The 15,365-nt window shown below is 73.0% G+C and carries 13 protein-coding genes; 5 read left to right on the top strand and 8 right to left on the bottom strand.

The window, feature by feature from the left end; all coding sequences use genetic code 11:
• Positions 1-3: 3 nt before the first annotated feature.
• From AC061S_RS27415 to AC061S_RS27395, 5 genes are all read right to left on the bottom strand, one after another.
• Positions 4-933, bottom strand: coding sequence for a carbohydrate ABC transporter permease (locus AC061S_RS27415; RefSeq protein WP_478688553.1), 930 nt, complete (start codon positions 931-933; stop codon positions 4-6).
• Between the two features lie 5 nt (positions 934-938).
• The gene (locus AC061S_RS27410) at positions 939-1,889 is read right to left on the bottom strand and encodes a carbohydrate ABC transporter permease (protein ID WP_478688552.1); all 951 of its coding nucleotides are present in this window, start codon (positions 1,887-1,889) and stop codon (positions 939-941) included.
• Positions 1,890-1,893: 4 nt separating this feature from the next.
• Complete coding sequence (locus tag AC061S_RS27405) at positions 1,894-3,228, bottom strand: ABC transporter substrate-binding protein (protein WP_478688551.1); 1,335 nt, start codon at positions 3,226-3,228, stop codon at positions 1,894-1,896.
• A 197-nt stretch (positions 3,229-3,425) separates the two neighbouring features.
• Positions 3,426-4,673, bottom strand: a complete 1,248-nt coding sequence (locus tag AC061S_RS27400) for an ROK family transcriptional regulator (protein WP_478688550.1) — start codon at positions 4,671-4,673, stop codon at positions 3,426-3,428.
• Between the two features lie 153 nt (positions 4,674-4,826).
• Complete coding sequence (locus tag AC061S_RS27395) at positions 4,827-5,924, bottom strand: mechanosensitive ion channel family protein (RefSeq protein ID WP_478688549.1); 1,098 nt, start codon at positions 5,922-5,924, stop codon at positions 4,827-4,829.
• 261 nt (positions 5,925-6,185) lie between these two features.
• Here AC061S_RS27395 and AC061S_RS27390 point away from each other — a divergent pair, with 261 nt between their 5' ends.
• Positions 6,186-6,740: an HNH endonuclease gene (locus tag AC061S_RS27390; protein WP_478688548.1), complete on the top strand. Its 555-nt coding sequence runs from the start codon at positions 6,186-6,188 to the stop codon at positions 6,738-6,740.
• A gap of 182 nt (positions 6,741-6,922) precedes the next feature.
• Here the strand turns inward: AC061S_RS27390 and AC061S_RS27385 are convergent, their stop codons facing one another.
• Positions 6,923-9,964, bottom strand: a complete 3,042-nt coding sequence (locus tag AC061S_RS27385) for a beta-N-acetylglucosaminidase domain-containing protein (RefSeq protein ID WP_478688579.1) — start codon at positions 9,962-9,964, stop codon at positions 6,923-6,925.
• 420 nt (positions 9,965-10,384) lie between these two features.
• Here AC061S_RS27385 and AC061S_RS27380 point away from each other — a divergent pair, with 420 nt between their 5' ends.
• From AC061S_RS27380 to AC061S_RS27370, 3 genes are read left to right on the top strand one after another with little or no spacing between them, the layout of a single operon-like run.
• A complete protein-coding gene (locus AC061S_RS27380) occupies positions 10,385-10,615 on the top strand; it encodes a hypothetical protein (protein ID WP_478688578.1) in 231 nt (76 codons plus the stop codon).
• Positions 10,616-10,630: 15 nt separating this feature from the next.
• Positions 10,631-12,685: a 4-alpha-glucanotransferase gene (locus AC061S_RS27375; protein ID WP_478688547.1), complete on the top strand. Its 2,055-nt coding sequence runs from the start codon at positions 10,631-10,633 to the stop codon at positions 12,683-12,685.
• A gap of 20 nt (positions 12,686-12,705) precedes the next feature.
• Positions 12,706-12,945, top strand: coding sequence for a hypothetical protein (locus AC061S_RS27370; protein ID WP_266877650.1), 240 nt, complete (start codon positions 12,706-12,708; stop codon positions 12,943-12,945).
• A gap of 90 nt (positions 12,946-13,035) precedes the next feature.
• Here the strand turns inward: AC061S_RS27370 and AC061S_RS27365 are convergent, their stop codons facing one another.
• Positions 13,036-13,671: a hypothetical protein gene (locus tag AC061S_RS27365; protein WP_478688546.1), complete on the bottom strand. Its 636-nt coding sequence runs from the start codon at positions 13,669-13,671 to the stop codon at positions 13,036-13,038.
• Positions 13,672-13,800: 129 nt separating this feature from the next.
• Positions 13,801-14,292: a MarR family winged helix-turn-helix transcriptional regulator gene (locus tag AC061S_RS27360; RefSeq protein WP_478688545.1), complete on the bottom strand. Its 492-nt coding sequence runs from the start codon at positions 14,290-14,292 to the stop codon at positions 13,801-13,803.
• Between the two features lie 115 nt (positions 14,293-14,407).
• Between AC061S_RS27360 and AC061S_RS27355 the strand changes: the two genes are divergently transcribed.
• Positions 14,408-15,349: an EamA family transporter gene (locus tag AC061S_RS27355; RefSeq protein WP_478688544.1), complete on the top strand. Its 942-nt coding sequence runs from the start codon at positions 14,408-14,410 to the stop codon at positions 15,347-15,349.
• Positions 15,350-15,365: the final 16 nt, after the last annotated feature.

The following is a 15,365-nucleotide window of genomic DNA, read 5'->3' as shown; positions in this document are numbered from 1 at the left end:
TGTCTAGCCTTTCACGCCGGTCAGGGTGACGCCTTCGACGAACGCCTTCTGGGCGAAGAAGAAGAGGACGATCACCGGGGCCATGACCAGCACGGTCGCTGCCATGGTCAGGTTCCAATTGGTGTGGTGGGCGCCCTTGAAGGACTCCAGTCCGTAACTGAGGGTCCAGGCGGCCGGGTTGTCGGAGGCGTAGATCTGCGGGCCGAAGTAGTCGTTCCAGGCGCAGAAGAACTGGAACAGCGCCACGGCCGCGATCCCGGGCTTCGCCATCGGCAGGACGACCCGCAACAGGGTGCGCAGCTCGCCGCAGCCGTCGACCTTCGCCGCGTCCAGGTACTCGTCGGGGATCGTCAGCAGGAACTGGCGCAGCAGGAAGATGGAGAAGGCGTCGCCGAAGGCCATCGGGATGATCAGCGGCCACAGGGTGCCGGACAGGTCCAGCTGCTTGGCCCAGAAGAGGTACATCGGGATGACGACCACCTGGGGCGGCAGCATCATCATGGCGATGACCAGCAGCAGCGACAGCCGCCGGCCGCGGAAGCGGAACTTGGCGAGCGCGTAGGCGACGGGCACCGAGGAGACCACGGTCAGCAGGGTGCCGAGGCCCGCGTACAGCAGGGTGTTGCGCCACCAGGTCAGGAAGCCGGGGGTGTCCCACACCTTCGCGTAGTTGCCCCACTCCCAGTCGCGCGGCCACAGGTCGCGGGTCAGCGCCTGCTGGTCGCTCATCACGGAGGTCAGGAAGAGGAACACGAAGGGGAGGACGAAGAAGAGCGCCGCCGCGACGCCGAGGGAGTGCACGGCCACCCAGTGCAGGGCGGCCCGGCGGCGCGCGGTGCGCACCGCCCGCGCGGAATCCGGTGCGGGTGGCGCGGCCGGACGCGGGGTCCGGCGCGGGCCGCGGGTGAGGGTCTGGCTCTGGTTCTGGCTCATGGCCGTCAGTCACCTGCCTGGATCAGGCCGCCGCGCCGGCGCATCAGCAGTGCGGTGAAGGCCATGGAGAGGGCGAACAGCACCAGGGCGACCACGCACGCGGTGCCGTAGTCGAAGCGCTGGAAGCCGACGTTGTAGATGACCTGGGGCAGGGTCAGCGTGGACTTGTCGGGGTACCCGGGCTCGGTCGGCTGGCCCGAGCCGCCGATCACGCCGGAGGCCACCTTCCCCGCCACCAGGGGCTGCGTGTAGAACTGCATCGCCTGGATGACCCCGGTGACCACCGCGAACAGGATGATCGGCGAGATGTTCGGCAGGGTGATGTGGCGGAAGCGCGCCAACGCCCCGGCCCCGTCCAGCTCGGCGGCCTCGTACTGCTCGCGCGGTACGTCGAGCAGCGCGGCCATGAAGATGACCATCAGGTCGCCGACCCCCCACACGGCGAGCGCGGTCAGCGCCGGCTTGGACCAGGCGGCGTCCGTGAACCAGCCGGGCGTGGGCAGCCCGACCGCGTCCAGCAGGGTGTTGACCGGGCCGGTGCCCGGGTTGAGCAGGAAGACGAAGGCCAGGGTCGCAGCCACCGGAGGGGCCAGGTAGGGCAGGTAGAACAGGGTGCGGAAGACGCCCGTACCCAGCTTGATCTTGGTGATGAGCAGGCCGATGCCGAGGCCGAAGGCGACCCGGCAGGCGACCATCACCACGACCAGCCACAGGGTGTTGCGCATGGCCGGCCAGAACATCGGGAGGTCGGAGAAGACGTAGGTCCAGTTGTCCAGCCCGTTGAAGACGGGCGGGCGGAAGCCGTCGTACTTGGTGAAGGAGAAGTAGACGGTGGAGACGAGCGGGTAGGCGAAGAAGACGCCGAACCCGATCAGCCAGGGCGACATGAAGGCCGCCGTGCGCAGCGCCGACCTGCGGCGCCTGGTGCGCAGGGCGGGGGAGAGGGTGCCGTCCATCGGGCTACTTGGCCTTCGCGATGTCCGTGTCGATCTGCTGGTCGGTCTTGGCGAGACCGGCCGGGATGTCCGCGACCTCGCCCTTCTCGACCGCGTACGCGAAGTCGGTGAAGGTCAGCTGGTAGGTGCCGCCGTCCACCTGCGCCGGGGTGGTGGTCGACTTCGGGTGCTTGGCGATGTCGATGAACGTCTTGAACTCCGGGCTCACCTGGAGCTTGGGGGAGTCCAGGGCGGCCAGCGTGGAGGGCACGTTGTGGATGGCGTTGGCGAACTCCACGACCGCGTCGGTGTCGGTCGTCATGTACTTCGTCAGCTCCCAGGCGGCGTTCTGCTTCTTGCTGCCCGAGGCGATGCCCATGATCGTGCCGGAGAGGTAGCCCTTGCCGTACTCGGCGATCCGGTCGTCCGGGACGGGCATCGGCGCGGTCCCGATCTCGAACTTCACCCCGGCCTCCTTCGCCATGGGGGCCCGCCACTCGCCGTCGATCTGCATGGCCACCAGGCCCAGGTGGAAGGGGTGCTCGGCGCTCCACTCGTCACCGAAGGTGGTGCGGAACTTCTCCAGCTTCTCGTACCCGCCGAGCTTGCCGACCAGGTCCTTCTGCGCCGTCAGCATCTGTGCGAAGCCGGGGTCCTTGGCCAGGTTGGACTTGCCGTCGGCGTCGAAGTACGCCGGGCTCCACAGGGCGGCCAGGCGCTGGGGGGCGGTCTCGTAGCCGTGGTAGGTGGGCATGATGCCGAGCTGCTGGTACGAATCCCCCTTGGAGATCGTCAGCTTCTGCGCGGCGGCCGTGAACTGGCTCCAGGTCTTGGGCGGTTCGGTGATCCCGGCGGCCTCGAAGGCGGTCTTGTTGTAGACGAGGCCGTACGCATCGTTCAGCAGCGGCAGCGTGCACTGGTTGCCGTTGAACTGGGTGTACTGCATCAGGGTCTTGGGGAAGACCTTCTCCTTCTCGATCCCGGACTTCTTCAGGAAGGGGTTCAGGTCGGCGAAGGCGCCGGTGTTGCAGAACTTGCCGACGCTGTCGGTGGTGAAGGAGGAGACCACGTCGGGGGCCTTCTCCCCGCCGGCGCGCAGCGCCTGGTTGATCTTGTCGTCCGTCATGTTGCCCGTGACGTTCACCTTGATGTTCGGGTGGGCCTTGGTGAACCGGGCGATGTTGTCCTCGATGGCCTTGATCTCGCTGGGGGCGGACCAGCCGTGCCAGAAGTTGAGGGTGACGTCCTTGTTCGGGTCGTCGGCGGCCGTGTGGGAGGCGGAGCCCGTACACGCGGTGGCGAGTACGGATATCGCGGCGACTGCGGTGGCGGCGGCGGTCAGGCGGCGGATTCCGGGCATGGCGGAGTCACTCTCTGCGCGGGGGGACTTCCTGGAGGGGTGGGGAGGAGCGGTGTGGGCTCACGCGGGGGAGGTGCGGTGCGGGGCAGGTGGTGCGGGTGTGCTGTACGAGGCTGCGTGCGCCGGGGCTCGTGCGGGGGGATGCGGTGCGGGGTGATGCGGTGCGGGCTCGTGCGGGGTGGTGCGGGTGGTGCGGTTCAGCGGCGGGAGGTGTCGAAGACCTCGTCGCGGGTGGCGGCGAGGGCGTTCTCCAGTGCCCCGCGCAGTACGGGCCGTTCCCGCACCTCGCCGGTCACCAGCCGGGGCCGGGACGGGGCGAGGTCGGCGAGCTCGGCTTCGAGGAGCTCGCGCAGCGGCTCCCCGCCCGCGATGGTCAGCGCGCCGGAGAGGATCACGATCTCCGGGTCCAGCACGGCGACCAGCGAGGCGAGTCCGGTGGCGAGGGCGGTGGCGTACTCCCGCAGGAGTTCCAGGTGGGCCCCTTCGGGTGCGGCGGCGGCCTGGGCCAGCAGCGCGGCCGCCGCTTCGACCATGGCCCCGGACTCGGCCCCGTGCACGGCGCCGTGCACCGAACCGGCCCCGGCCGCGGCGGCCGGCGGTGCGTCGACGCCGAGCCGGGCCGCCATCGCGGGCAGCACCTGCGCGCCGGCCAGCTCCTGGTAGCCGCCGGAGTTGACCCGGGTGACCTGGCGGACCAGCGGATGCCCGGCGACCGGCAGGAAGCCGATCTCCCCGGCGCCGCCGGTCCAGCCGCGGTGCAGCCGGCCGCCGAGGACGAGGGCGGCGCCGAGGCCCTCCTCGTTCCACAGCAGGACGAAGTCCTCGTGGCCGCGGGCGGCCCCGAGCCGCTGTTCGGCGACGGCGGCGAGGTTCACGTCGTTCTCGTACTCGACCGGCATCGGCAGGGCCGCGGCGAGCTCGTCGAGGAGCGTGGGGGACTGCCAGCCCGCCAGGTGGTCGGCGTAGCGCAGCACCCCGGTGCGGGGGTCGAAGGAGCCGGGGGTGGCGATGACCACCCGGTGGATGTCGGCGAGGTGCAGCCCGGCGTCCTTGACGGCTTCGCCGAGGGCGCGGGTGACCTGCTCGACCGGTCCGGTGCCCTCCGCGTACGGGAGCTCGTGGCTGCCGATCACCTCGCCGGCGAGGTCGGCCACGGAGGCGAGGATCCGGCCCGGGGTGACGTCGAGTCCGGCGACGTGGGCGGCCCGCGCGTTGACGGCGTAGAGCTGCGCGTTGGGGCCGGGGCGGCCGGTGGCGGTGCCGGTGGCGACGACGAGCCCGGCGGCCTCCAGGCGGGCCAGCAGCTGGGAGGCGGTGGGCTTCGAGAGGCCGGTGAGATGCCCGATCCGGGTCCGGGACAGCGGGCCGTGCGTCAGCAGGAGCTCGAGGGCGGCCCGGTCGTTCAGGGCGCGCAACAGGCTGGGCGTACCGGGGGTGGCGGGCATGGGGTGGCTTCTCCCTCACCGAGATGAACTGTTAGGTAAGTTTCCTATTGGTGGGTCGCTCGTGTCAATGGGAGTGCGTACACGACTGCCCCCGCAGATCGGATCTGCGGGGGCAGTGCCACACATGTGTGTGCGGGGCGGCTGGGAAGGCGCCTACTTCGTGATGCGCGGACCGGAGACCGCGCCGCCCACGGCCGGCGGCGGGATCTCCGCGGTGGCCAGGGACTGCGGGGAGGTCGGGTTCGCCAGCGCCGACGGCGGGGCGACGGAGGCCGAGGGGTCGGCCGGGGCCGCGTCCTCCTCGGGTGCCGGCAGGCCACCGACGATCCCGATGCCCGCGGCGTCGAAGGCGTCCTTGATCCGCCAGCGCAGCTCGCGCTCCACGGCGAACTGCTGGCCCGGCATCGTCTTCGCCGACACCGACACCGTCATGGAGGCCAGCAGCACCTCGTCCAGGCCCAGCACCTCCACCGGACCCCACAGCCGCTCGTCCCACGGGGACTCCTTGGCCATGGTGTCGGCGATCCCCTTGATCACCTCGCGGATGCGGGAGAGGCTCTCGGTCGGCTTGACCTGCACGGCCACGCCGGCCGTGGCCCAGCCCTGGCTGAGGTTGCCGATCCGCTTGATCTCGCCGTTGCGGACGTACCAGATCTCGCCGTTGTCGCCGCGCAGCTTGGTGACGCGCAGACCCACCTCGACGACCTCGCCCGAGGCCACACCGGCATCGATCTTGTCGCCGACGCCGTACTGGTCCTCAAGGATCATGAACACGCCGGAGAGGAAGTCCGTGACCAGGTTCCGGGCGCCGAAACCGATCGCCACACCGGCCACACCGGCGCTCGCCAGCAGCGGTCCCAGGTTGATGTCGAGCGCGCCGAGCACCATCAGGCCGGCCGTGCCGAGGATCAGGAACGAGGCCACCGAACGCAGCACGGAACCGATGGCCTCGGACCGCTGACGGCGCCGCTCGGCGTTGACCAGCAGCCCGCTCAGGGCCGTGCCCTCGACGGCGTCGGCGCCGCGGTTCATCCGGGTGATCAGCTTGGTCAGCGACTTTCGGACCACCGAACGCAGGGCGAAGGCGATGACCAGGATGAGGAGGATCCGCAGGCCCAGGTACAGCCATCCGGCCCAGTTCTCCTCTATGAAACTGGCCGCGTTCGTGACGCTCTCGTGGGTTTCTCTGATCGTTTGGGACGCGTCCGGGTTGTCGGCTGCGAGCGGGAGCAGTGCGGCAGGCCAGGGCACGGCGGGAACCTCCAGATGTGGCGTCCTGCCCGCGGAAGGGGTGGGGCGGGCAGACCATCCACCCTAACGGGGCACTTGCCCGTACTTGTTGCCATGTTCGAGGGAGAGACCAGACTCACGCGGGGATGAAGCGGGTGTGGTTGAAAACACCTCGGACCCGTTACGGGCGCGTGGTGGCGCTTCGACCAGCCGTAAGGGGAGACTGGAAAGCAGATCGTCCCGGCGCGAGCCACGCGCCGCCGACGTACAAGGAGGCAGTCCGTGCCGCACGTCCTGGTCCTCAACGCGTCGTACGAGCCCCTCGGCGTCGTACCGCTCCGTCGCGCGCTCGTCCTCGTCCTGGAGAACAAAGCCGTCTCCCTGGAAGAATCCGGCGCCTTTCTGCACAGCGCGACAAGGGCCGTCCCCGCGCCCAGCGTGGTTCGGCTCAAGCGCTTCGTGCGGGTCCCCTACCGGGGGCCCGTTCCACTCACCCGGCGCGCGTTGTTCGCCCGGGACGGCGGCCGCTGCATGTACTGCGGGGCCGTCGCCACCAGTGTCGACCACGTCGTCCCGCGCAGCCGGGGAGGGCAGCACGCCTGGGACAACGTCGTCGCCGCGTGCCGCCGCTGCAACCACGTCAAGGCCGACCGGCACCTCGTCGACCTCGGCTGGCGGCTGCGGCACCAGCCGGCTCCGCCGTCCGGGCTGGCCTGGCGGATCATCGGGACGGGGCACCGGGATCCGTGCTGGATGCCGTACCTCCAGCCGTTCGGGGCGGAGGATGCGCTGGACCGCATCGGGCTGCCGGTCGCCGCGGCGGCGGTCGCGTCGTAATCCCTGAGCCGGGCCCCGGCTGCGGGTGTCCCGCTGCGCGGGGCGAAGAACGCCGGCGAGGCTGGATTTGCCGCTGCGCGGCAAAATTCAGCCCGTCCGGCGTTTGAGGACCGGGTCCGGGCGGAGCCCGGGGAACGGGCGAAGGGCGGGTAGGGGACTGCCCCGCAGGGTTGCCCGGCCCCCTACGGGGCCACCGCGAAGGCTTCCGCGCCCAGCAGGCTGCAGCCGTAGCGGGTGGCGCGGGTCTCGCAGGTGACGCGGACGAAGCGGGCCGGGGTGGCCGCCGGATCCAGGTGGACGGAGTCCACCCCGCCGCGGGAGGCGACCGTCGCCGACGGGTGCCAGGCGACCCCGTCCGCCGAGGTCTCCACCCGGAACCGGGACGGGTAGGCCTCCTGCCAGCGCAACCGCAGCAGCCCGATCCGCGCCGGAGCCGGCAGCTCGGCCTGCCACCAGGCCCCGTCGGCCGCGGGCGAGGACCAGCGGGTCGCCGGGGAATCGTCCAGCGCCCCCGACGCGGGGAACGCGGGGGTCTCGTCGGCCGAGGACGAGGCCACGGCGGAGCGCAGCAGGTTCGGGCCGGCCGTGCGCGGATGGGCGCGGACCTTCAGCGTGTGCGTCTGGGATCCGAAGGTGACCGGAACCTCGTAGGTGCCCGGCGCCGTGCCCGCGGCCACCGTGACCTCCACCGGGACGGTCGCCGTCGTACCGCGCGCGGCCGCGGCCGTCTCCGGCAGGCGTACGGAGACCCCCGGCGGCGGCGTCGCCGACAGGGGTCCGCGGACCTCGCCGGGACGCAGCGCGGACAGTTCCGCCGGGATCCGCTGCGGGGCCCCGCCGATCTCCGCGTCCACGGTCTCCGCCAGCTCGAAGCGGCCCTCCGGGCCGTCCGCCGTCCACGGGACCACGCTGTGCACGGCCGGAGCCGGCCCCGACCAGACGAGCCGGACCGCGTCGGCCCGCAGGCCGCCCACGTCGGCCTGGGTCCAGCCCGAAGCCGCCGCTTCCGCGACCTTGCGCCAGCCCTCTCCCGGTACGTGGGCCTCGATCGCGGCGCCCCGGCTGCCGGGCGGCAGCGGGTCGGTCATCACGGTCACCACCGACACCGGCCGGGCGGCGGCCAGCGCGACCGTCCAGGCGTCGGGCTGCCGGGTCACCGTGCCCGGCCGGAGGGCCGCGCCGGTCCACGCGTCGGCCTCGGCCGCGGCCCGCGCCAGGAAGGGGTCCAGCACGGCCTTGTCGACCCGGGCGGCTTCCGCCCCGGACAGCGCCGCGCGGGCGGCGGTGAAGGCCTGCGAGGCCTGCCAGGCCGCCGCCCCGTCCCCGCGGGCCTGCGCCTGGAGGACGTCGAGGGCCAGTTCCCCGGCGGCTCCGTAGCGCGCGAGCCGCGACAGCCAGGGCCCCGCCTCCCCGGCGAGCGCGGGCAGCCGGTCCGGGGCCTCGCGCAGGACGCGGAAGGCGGCCCGCAGCCGGTCTCCCGCCGCGGGGTCGCCGGAGCTCCGGGCCCGCCAGAACTCCTCGATCACAGGGACCAGATAGGCGGACTCGGGCTGGGCGAGGCCGGAGGAGGCGTTGTTCCCGGCCAGCGCGGCCAGTGCCTCGCGGGCCTTGGGGTCGGGTCCGGCGAGCGAGGACACGGCCGCCGCCCAGGAGTCGGCGGCCCGGTAGCCGCGCGGGTTCCACGTGAAGTCCGCCGCCGTGAACAGCGGGATGCGCGACAGGGTGCCCTGGGGCATCGCGTTGGCCAGCACGGCCGCCGAACCGCCCGCGACCACCGGGTCGCGTCCCGCGTACGGGCCGAGGAAGATGCGGCCCGGATCCCAGTCGTTGACCGGGTAGTTGTCCATGGTGACCAGCGGATGCCACCCGAGCGCGGAGCGCGCCCCGGTCATCTCCTGCCCGGTGATCGTGCGCGGCACCACGCCGACGCCCGTCCAGGCCACCTCCACCCGGTCGTCCAGGGCGTCGGTCAGCGCGCTCCGGTAGGGCGTCGCGCCCTCCTGGTAGTACTCCGTCGGCAGCAGCGACAGCGCGGGCGCCCCCGGATAGCGCCGGGCCAGGTGCGCGGCCAGCTCGCCGGCGACCTCCGCGTGCGCCTTCGCGGCCGCCTCCGGGCCCGTGCCGTACCGCTCCCGGTCGGCCCGGCAGCCCCACTCGGTGTAGCTGACGTCCTGGAACTGCACCTGGAACGCCCGGAATCCGAGGTCCCACATGGCGTCCAGCTTGCGGGCGAGCGCCGCCCGGTCGGCCGAGGAGGCCAGGCACATCGACTGCCCGGGCGCCACGGCCCAGGCGAGCACCACCTGGTTGGCGCGCGCCCGGCCGGCCAGCTCCCGCAGTTCCGCCGCCTGCGGCGCCGGGTAGTCGCGGCGCCAGTCCGTGGTGCGGTACGGGTCGTCGCCGGGCGCGAGGAGCAGCCGGTTCAGCTTGGTGCGGCCCATGAACTCCACCTGCGCGAGCCGCTGGGCGGCCGTCCACGGAGTCCCGTAGAACCCCTCCGTGATCCCGCGCACCGGGGCGGACGGCCAGTCCCGTACGAGGACGCCGGGCACCTTCCCGCCGCCCTGGGCCAGCAGTTGACGCAGCGTCTGCGCCGCGTGGAAGAGCCCGTCGCCGCCCGTGCCGGCCAGCGCGACGGTGTCCCGTCCCTCGGCGCGGCCCACCGCCAGCCGGTAGCCGCCGGCCGGCAGGTCGCCGGCCGCGTCCGCGCCCAGCGCCCGCAGCGCCCGCTCGGCGGTCCCGTCGGACGGCCCCTGGAGCCGTACGACGGGTCCCGCCGCGGGCAGCGGATCCCCGTCGGCCCGCTCGTGCAGGGTCCGTACGCCCGCTCCGCGCAGGGCGTCGCGCACCACCTGGGCGGCGTACGGGTCCACGTCCGCGGGCAGCACCAGCACCGCTTCGGCGCCCAGCGGCACCGCGCGCGCCGGGTCGGCGGCCATCGACTGCGGCCGGGGCCACACCGCGGGCCCCTCGGCGGCGGTGCGCGCCGGATCGGAGCCGGGGTCGAGCACGGGGGCGGGTACGGGAACGGGCGCGGGGTCGCGCAGCGCCGCGGGAACCGCGGCGGTGCCCGGCCCGGCGGGTGCGTCCTGGGCGTCCGGCGCGGTGGGTGAGGTCGGTGCGGCGAAGGCGGTGGGGGGACCCACGACCGCCGAGCCGCTGAGCAGTGAGCCGATGACGGCGACCGCCGCGGCCGTGGCCGTGGCCCGCTTCCTGCCCCTGATGTGCACGGAGCCACCCCGTCCCGAGTCGTCCCCCGCTCGTACGAACGAGCCAGAGCCCACCATCCGTACGGCAGGGGTGTCAACGTCTGCGGGTGATCTGACCTGGATCGGCCAGGAATGCGGTGCGGCCGACTGGGTATGGCTGGGATGTTCTCCGGGGCGCGCGCCGGAGGGTGTTCCCGGCGATCCCGCACGCCAGGGCCGAAGGCTCCGGGTGTGCGGTGATCGGCGCGGACCTCCGCAACACCTCCCGCGCGCGGCCCGAACGCAGGCACGTCTGTACGGATTCACGGACCGCACAGGAGAATTTCCGCTGTCGGTGGTGCGCGCACTACGCGCGGACCGACACAGTGGGAGCCGTCCGCGGGTCCTGATCGATCCTCACGCACGAAGGAGTGCCTGCCGGTGAACACCGAGGCCGTGAAAACCGAGAACGCCACCACCTCCATATCCACGCCCACCCCGAAACGGCGTCCGCCGCTCGCCCACCTGCCGGCGCAGTCCGGACCCGACGAACGGCCCCTCACCAGCGAGCCGTCGCTCGCCGACGCCGCGCACGCGCCGTTGACCAGTGAGCCCCCGCTCGCCTGCGAGGCCCCGCTGACCAGCGAGCCGACCACCCATGCCGCGGCGGCCGCCGCGGGTGACTAGACGACAAGGAACCTGATGGACGACCTCGCCCGGCTCGCGGCCCTGCACGGAGTCGCCACCACCTACCAGCCCGCCGAGGACGTCACCCTCCGGGTCCCGGAGGCCACCGTGGCCGCCGTGCTGCGGGAGTTGGGGGTGAACACGGACACCCCGGAGTCCGTACGGGCGGACCTGGCGGCGGCCGAACGCGACGCGGCGCGGCGGCTGTTGCCGCGCGTGCTGGTGTGGTGGGCCGGGGCCAGGCCGCCCGTGGAGCTGGCCGCGCTGCCGCCGGGGACCCGGACCCTGCTGGAGGCGGAGGAGGACGGGCCGCCCCGGGCGGCGGGCCGCGCGGCCCCCCAGGAGCCGCCGGTGGCCTGGGGCGCGGCCGGCGCGGGGGAGCCGCCGCTCGGCGTGCACCGGATTCGCGCGCAGGCCCCGGACGGCCGCACCGCCACCGCCACCCTGATCGTGGCCCCCGACCGGGCCCCGGCGGCGCCGGAGCGCACGCACGGGCTGCTCGTCCAGCTCTACTCGGTGCTCTCCGAGCAGTCCTGGGGCATGGGTGACCTGGGCGACCTGGCGGAGCTGGCGCGCTGGGCGGGCCGCGTCCACGGAGCCGGCTTCGTCCAGGTCAACCCGCTGCACGCGGCCGTGCCCGGCACCCCGACCGACCCCTCCCCGTACCGGCCGTCCTCGCGCCGTTTCCCCGACCCGGTGCACCTGCGGATCGAGGACGTCCCCGAGTACGCCGACTGCCCGGACCGGGCCGCCCTCGCGGAGCTGGCCGACCGGGGCGCGGAGTTGCGGCGCGAGGTGCTGGAGAAGGGGGCGCTGATCGACCGGGACGCCGTCTGGTCCCTCAAGCGGGCCGCCCTGGAGCTGCTGTACGCCGTCCCGCGGACCCCCGAACGGGAGGCGGCCTACGGGGAGTTCCGCGCCGACCAGGGCGCGGAGCTGGACCGGCACGCCGCCTGGTGCGCCGGGCACGCCGGGGAGGACCCGGAGGCCCGGGCCGACTTCCACCGCTGGCTGGTCTGGCTGACGGACGCCCAGCTCGCCGCCGCCCAGCGGGCCGCCAAGGAGGCCGGGATGGCGGTCGGCATCGTGCACGACCTGGCCGTCGGGGTGCACCCGGAGGGCTCGGACGCCACCGGAGCCCCCTTCGGGGCCCCCCACTACGCCCGGGCCGTCTCCGTCGGCGCCCCGCCGGACGCCTTCAACGCGCGCGGCCAGGACTGGGGACTGCCCCCGTGGCGGCCCGACCGGCTGGCCGCCACCGGGTACGCGCCGCTGCGGACCCTGCTGCGGGGGGTGTTCCGGTACGCCGGCGCCCTGCGCATCGACCACGTCATGGGACTCTTCCGGCTCTGGTGGATCCCGGAAGGGGCCCCGCCCGCCGAAGGCGCGTACGTCTCGTACGACGGGGAGGCGATGCTCGCCCTGCTGGTCCTGGAGGCCCACCGGGCGGGGGCCCTGGTCATCGGCGAGGACCTCGGCACCGTGCAGCCGGGGGTCCGTCAGGCGCTGGCCCGGCGCGGGGTGCTGGGCACCTCGGTGCTGTGGTTCGAGCGGGACTGGGGCGGGGACGGGGAGCCGCTGGAGCCGGAGCGCTGGCGGTCCGACTGCCTGGCCACCGTGACCACCCACGATCTGCCGCCCACGGCCGCCAAGCTGGCCGGCTCCCACGTGGAACTGCGCGACCGGCTGGGCCTGCTGACCCGCCCGGCCGAGCGGGAGCGCGCCGAGGACGCGGCCGACACCGCGCGCTGGCTGGACGTACTGGAGGACCTCGGGCTCGACACCAAGGGCGAGGAGGCCGCCGTACGGGCCCTGTACGGGTTCCTGCTGCGCACCCCGGCCCGGCTGCTCGGGGTCTGGTTGCCCGACGCGGTGGGGGACCGGCGGCCGCAGAACCTGCCCGGCACCTGGGACCAGTACCCCAACTGGCGGCTCCCGGTCGCCGACGCGGAGGGCCGGCCGCTGACCCTGGAGGCACTGGCCGCCTCGCCGCGGGCGAACGCCCTGCTGGGGGCGGTGCGGGGGGCGGCGGGAACCCGTACGGCACCCCCGGGCGCGCGCGGTGTTTAGGTGTTCGCTACGTTTGCACCGTGGACAAGAAGAACGCTCTGCGCGCCGGCGCCGTCACGGCCGGAACGACGCTGATGATGCTGCTGATGACGTCTCCCGCCCTCGCGCTCACCCGTGACGACGGCGACGACCCGGGTCCGGGCCTGAGCGTCGCCGAGACGCTCGGCCTCTACGTGGCCGCGCCGATCGTGCTGTTCCTGGTCATCGCCGGTCTGGTGATGGTCGGCGACAAGTCGCGCAAGACGCAGAACGAGAGCTGACCGAAGACCGAACGTAGGCGCCGGGGGTCCATGAGGACCCCCGGCGCCTTGTCGTGCCCCGGCCCGGTTCCGCGGGGCGCAGGGCGGCGTTCATCGTGGGCCGGCACCGGGGCCCGGCCCGGGGTGCGCGGGGTGGCCGCCACCGGAGGCGTGGCGTTCGGCGAGCAGCCGCTTGCGATGGCCTCTGCGGCGCAAGGCGGTGACGAGGACGATGGCGGCGCAGATGCCGATTCCGAGGACGGGCAGAGCGATGGCCAGTATCAGCCAGCCCGCGAACGCGAACATGCCTCCGGAGTCCCCGATGGCGTACGTGGAGAGTGCTCGGGACGAGCAGGTGATCTCGTAGTCACCTGCTCGTGGCACGTCGATGGTGTGGAGCGGATTCCAGGTCTCGTCACGGGTGAGGAACACGTCGGTTCCCGGATCGGTGAGACCGGGGTCGCCCGGCCCGGTGATGCTGCACTCCGGGGCGGCCGACGGACCGAATTCCTGGTCCTTGATCCAGATCGTCTTCTCGCTCCCCGGCTCGAGCCGCAGGGCGACGGTGGCACCGTTGGTGAACTGATGGGCGGTGTCCACCGAGTCGATCACGTTGTAGAACCGGTACACACCGATGGCCGCACCCAGCACGATCAGCAAGACGGCGATCGCGGCCGCTGTGGCATACCAGTGACGGCCGGGCCGGAGCTCGTTCGCCGGTATCTGCGGCGGAGCGGAGGGCTGCATCGGCACACCCTAGATCGTCCTGCCTGGTCGGCGAGCCGCCGGGTCCTGCCCGGCGGATCATGCGACATCAACGGGATCCACGTCCGGCTTCGCTCATGATCCGCCGGACACCCCCTAGCTAGTAGCTAGCTAGGGGACCCCTGCCATCACCTTGCGCAGCAGGCCGATGAGCGCCGTGATCTCCGCCTCGTCGAGCCCGGTGAGCGCTTCGCGCTGTGCCTCCAGACCCGCCTCGACCGCCTCGTCGATGAGCGCGAGGCCCCGGTCGGTGATGGTCACCCGGAGTCCCCGCCGGTCGTCCGGATCGGGGCTGCGGCGGAGCAGCCCGGCCTTCTCCAGCTTGTCCAGCCGTCCCGTCATCCCGCCCGTGGTGAGCATCAGCGTGGCCGAGAGCTGGCGGGGCGAGAGGGTGTACGGGGTTCCGCTTCGGCGCAGCGTGGCCACGACGTCGAACTCCCCGCGCGCGATTCCGTAGCGCGAGTAGGCCTTGTCCATCGCGTCACCCATGGCTTTGGAGATCCGGAAGACCCGGCCGAAGACCGCCATGGGCGTGGTGTCCAGATCGGGTCGCACCGCGTACCACTGGTCGGTGATCGCGTCGACGGGGTCCTTGTCGGTCATGGGCGCAGTATCCGGCTTCCGCTTGTCCCTTCGCAAGAAAGTTGCTTACGGGAAAGTGGCTTAGTGCTAAGCTACTTTCGAGTGAGCTACTCGTTCCCGCCGGAGGAGATCAGCCGTGAAGCGTGCCGCGACCATCGCCCTGACCGCCCTCGCCCCCATCTCCTGGGGCTCCACCTACGCCGTGGCCTCCGAGCTGCTGCCGCCCGACCGGCCGCTGTTCACCGGGGTGATGCGGGCCCTGCCCGCCGGGCTGCTGCTCACCGTCCTCGCGCGGAAGCTGCCCACGGGCCGGTGGTGGGGCAAGGCCGCCGTCCTGGGCGGGCTCAACATCGGCGCCTTCTTCCCGCTCCTGTTCCTCTCCGCCTACCGCCTGCCCGGCGGGGTGGCGGCCGTACTGGGCTCCGCGGGACCCCTGTTCGTCGTGGGGCTCGCCGCCCTCCTGCTGGGCGAGCGGGCCCGGCTGCGGACCGTGCTCGCCGCCGTCGTGGCGGCCTTCGGCGTCAGCATGGTGGTGCTGACCGCGGAGGCGGAGCTCGACCTGGTCGGGGTGGTGGCCGGGGTCGTCTCCTCGGCCTCGATGGGCGCGGGCACCGTCATGACCAAGCGGTGGGGGCGTCCGGAGGGTGTCGGTCCACTGGCCATGACCGGCTGGCAGCTCACCGCGGGCGGCCTGATGATCATCCCGGTCGCCGTGCTGGTGGAAGGGGCGCCGCCGGCGCTCGACGGCAAGGCCTTCCTCGGCTACGGCTACATGATGCTGATCAACACCGGCATCGCCTACTGGCTCTGGTTCCGCGGCATCGGGCAGCTCACCGCCACGTCGGTCACCCTCCTCGGCCCGCTCTCGCCGCTCACCGCGGCGGTCATCGGCTGGGCCGCCCTGGGGCAGGCGCTGTCATCGGTGCAGGTGCTGGGCATGGTGATCGCCTTCGGCGCCACGGTCGCAGGGCAGCTCGCGGCGGGCGCGCCGCGGCCGAAGGCCGGACCGTTCGGTTCTGCTGAAGAAACCGATCGAAATGATTCGATGGACCTGACGGGTCACCCGGTGCGACGGTAGACCAACGAACCGAACC

The organism is Streptomyces sp. CA189, assembly GCF_056428985.1.
The sequence above is the reverse complement of the archived record's forward strand: the minus strand, read 5'-3'. Positions and strand labels throughout refer to the sequence as shown.

What these genes read in the sequence shown, in the direction of transcription:
- AC061S_RS27415 (WP_478688553.1), bottom strand. Translation starts at nt 933, where the DNA reads ATGAGCCAGAACCAGAGCCAGACCCTCACCCGCGGCCCGCGCCGGACC.
- AC061S_RS27410 (WP_478688552.1), bottom strand. Translation starts at nt 1,889, where the DNA reads ATGGACGGCACCCTCTCCCCCGCCCTGCGCACCAGGCGCCGCAGGTCG.
- AC061S_RS27405 (WP_478688551.1), bottom strand. Translation starts at nt 3,228, where the DNA reads ATGCCCGGAATCCGCCGCCTGACCGCCGCCGCCACCGCAGTCGCCGCG.
- AC061S_RS27400 (WP_478688550.1), bottom strand. Translation starts at nt 4,673, where the DNA reads ATGCCCGCCACCCCCGGTACGCCCAGCCTGTTGCGCGCCCTGAACGAC.
- AC061S_RS27375 (WP_478688547.1), top strand. Translation starts at nt 10,631, where the DNA reads ATGGACGACCTCGCCCGGCTCGCGGCCCTGCACGGAGTCGCCACCACC.
- AC061S_RS27365 (WP_478688546.1), bottom strand. Translation starts at nt 13,671, where the DNA reads ATGCAGCCCTCCGCTCCGCCGCAGATACCGGCGAACGAGCTCCGGCCC.
- AC061S_RS27360 (WP_478688545.1), bottom strand. Translation starts at nt 14,292, where the DNA reads ATGACCGACAAGGACCCCGTCGACGCGATCACCGACCAGTGGTACGCG.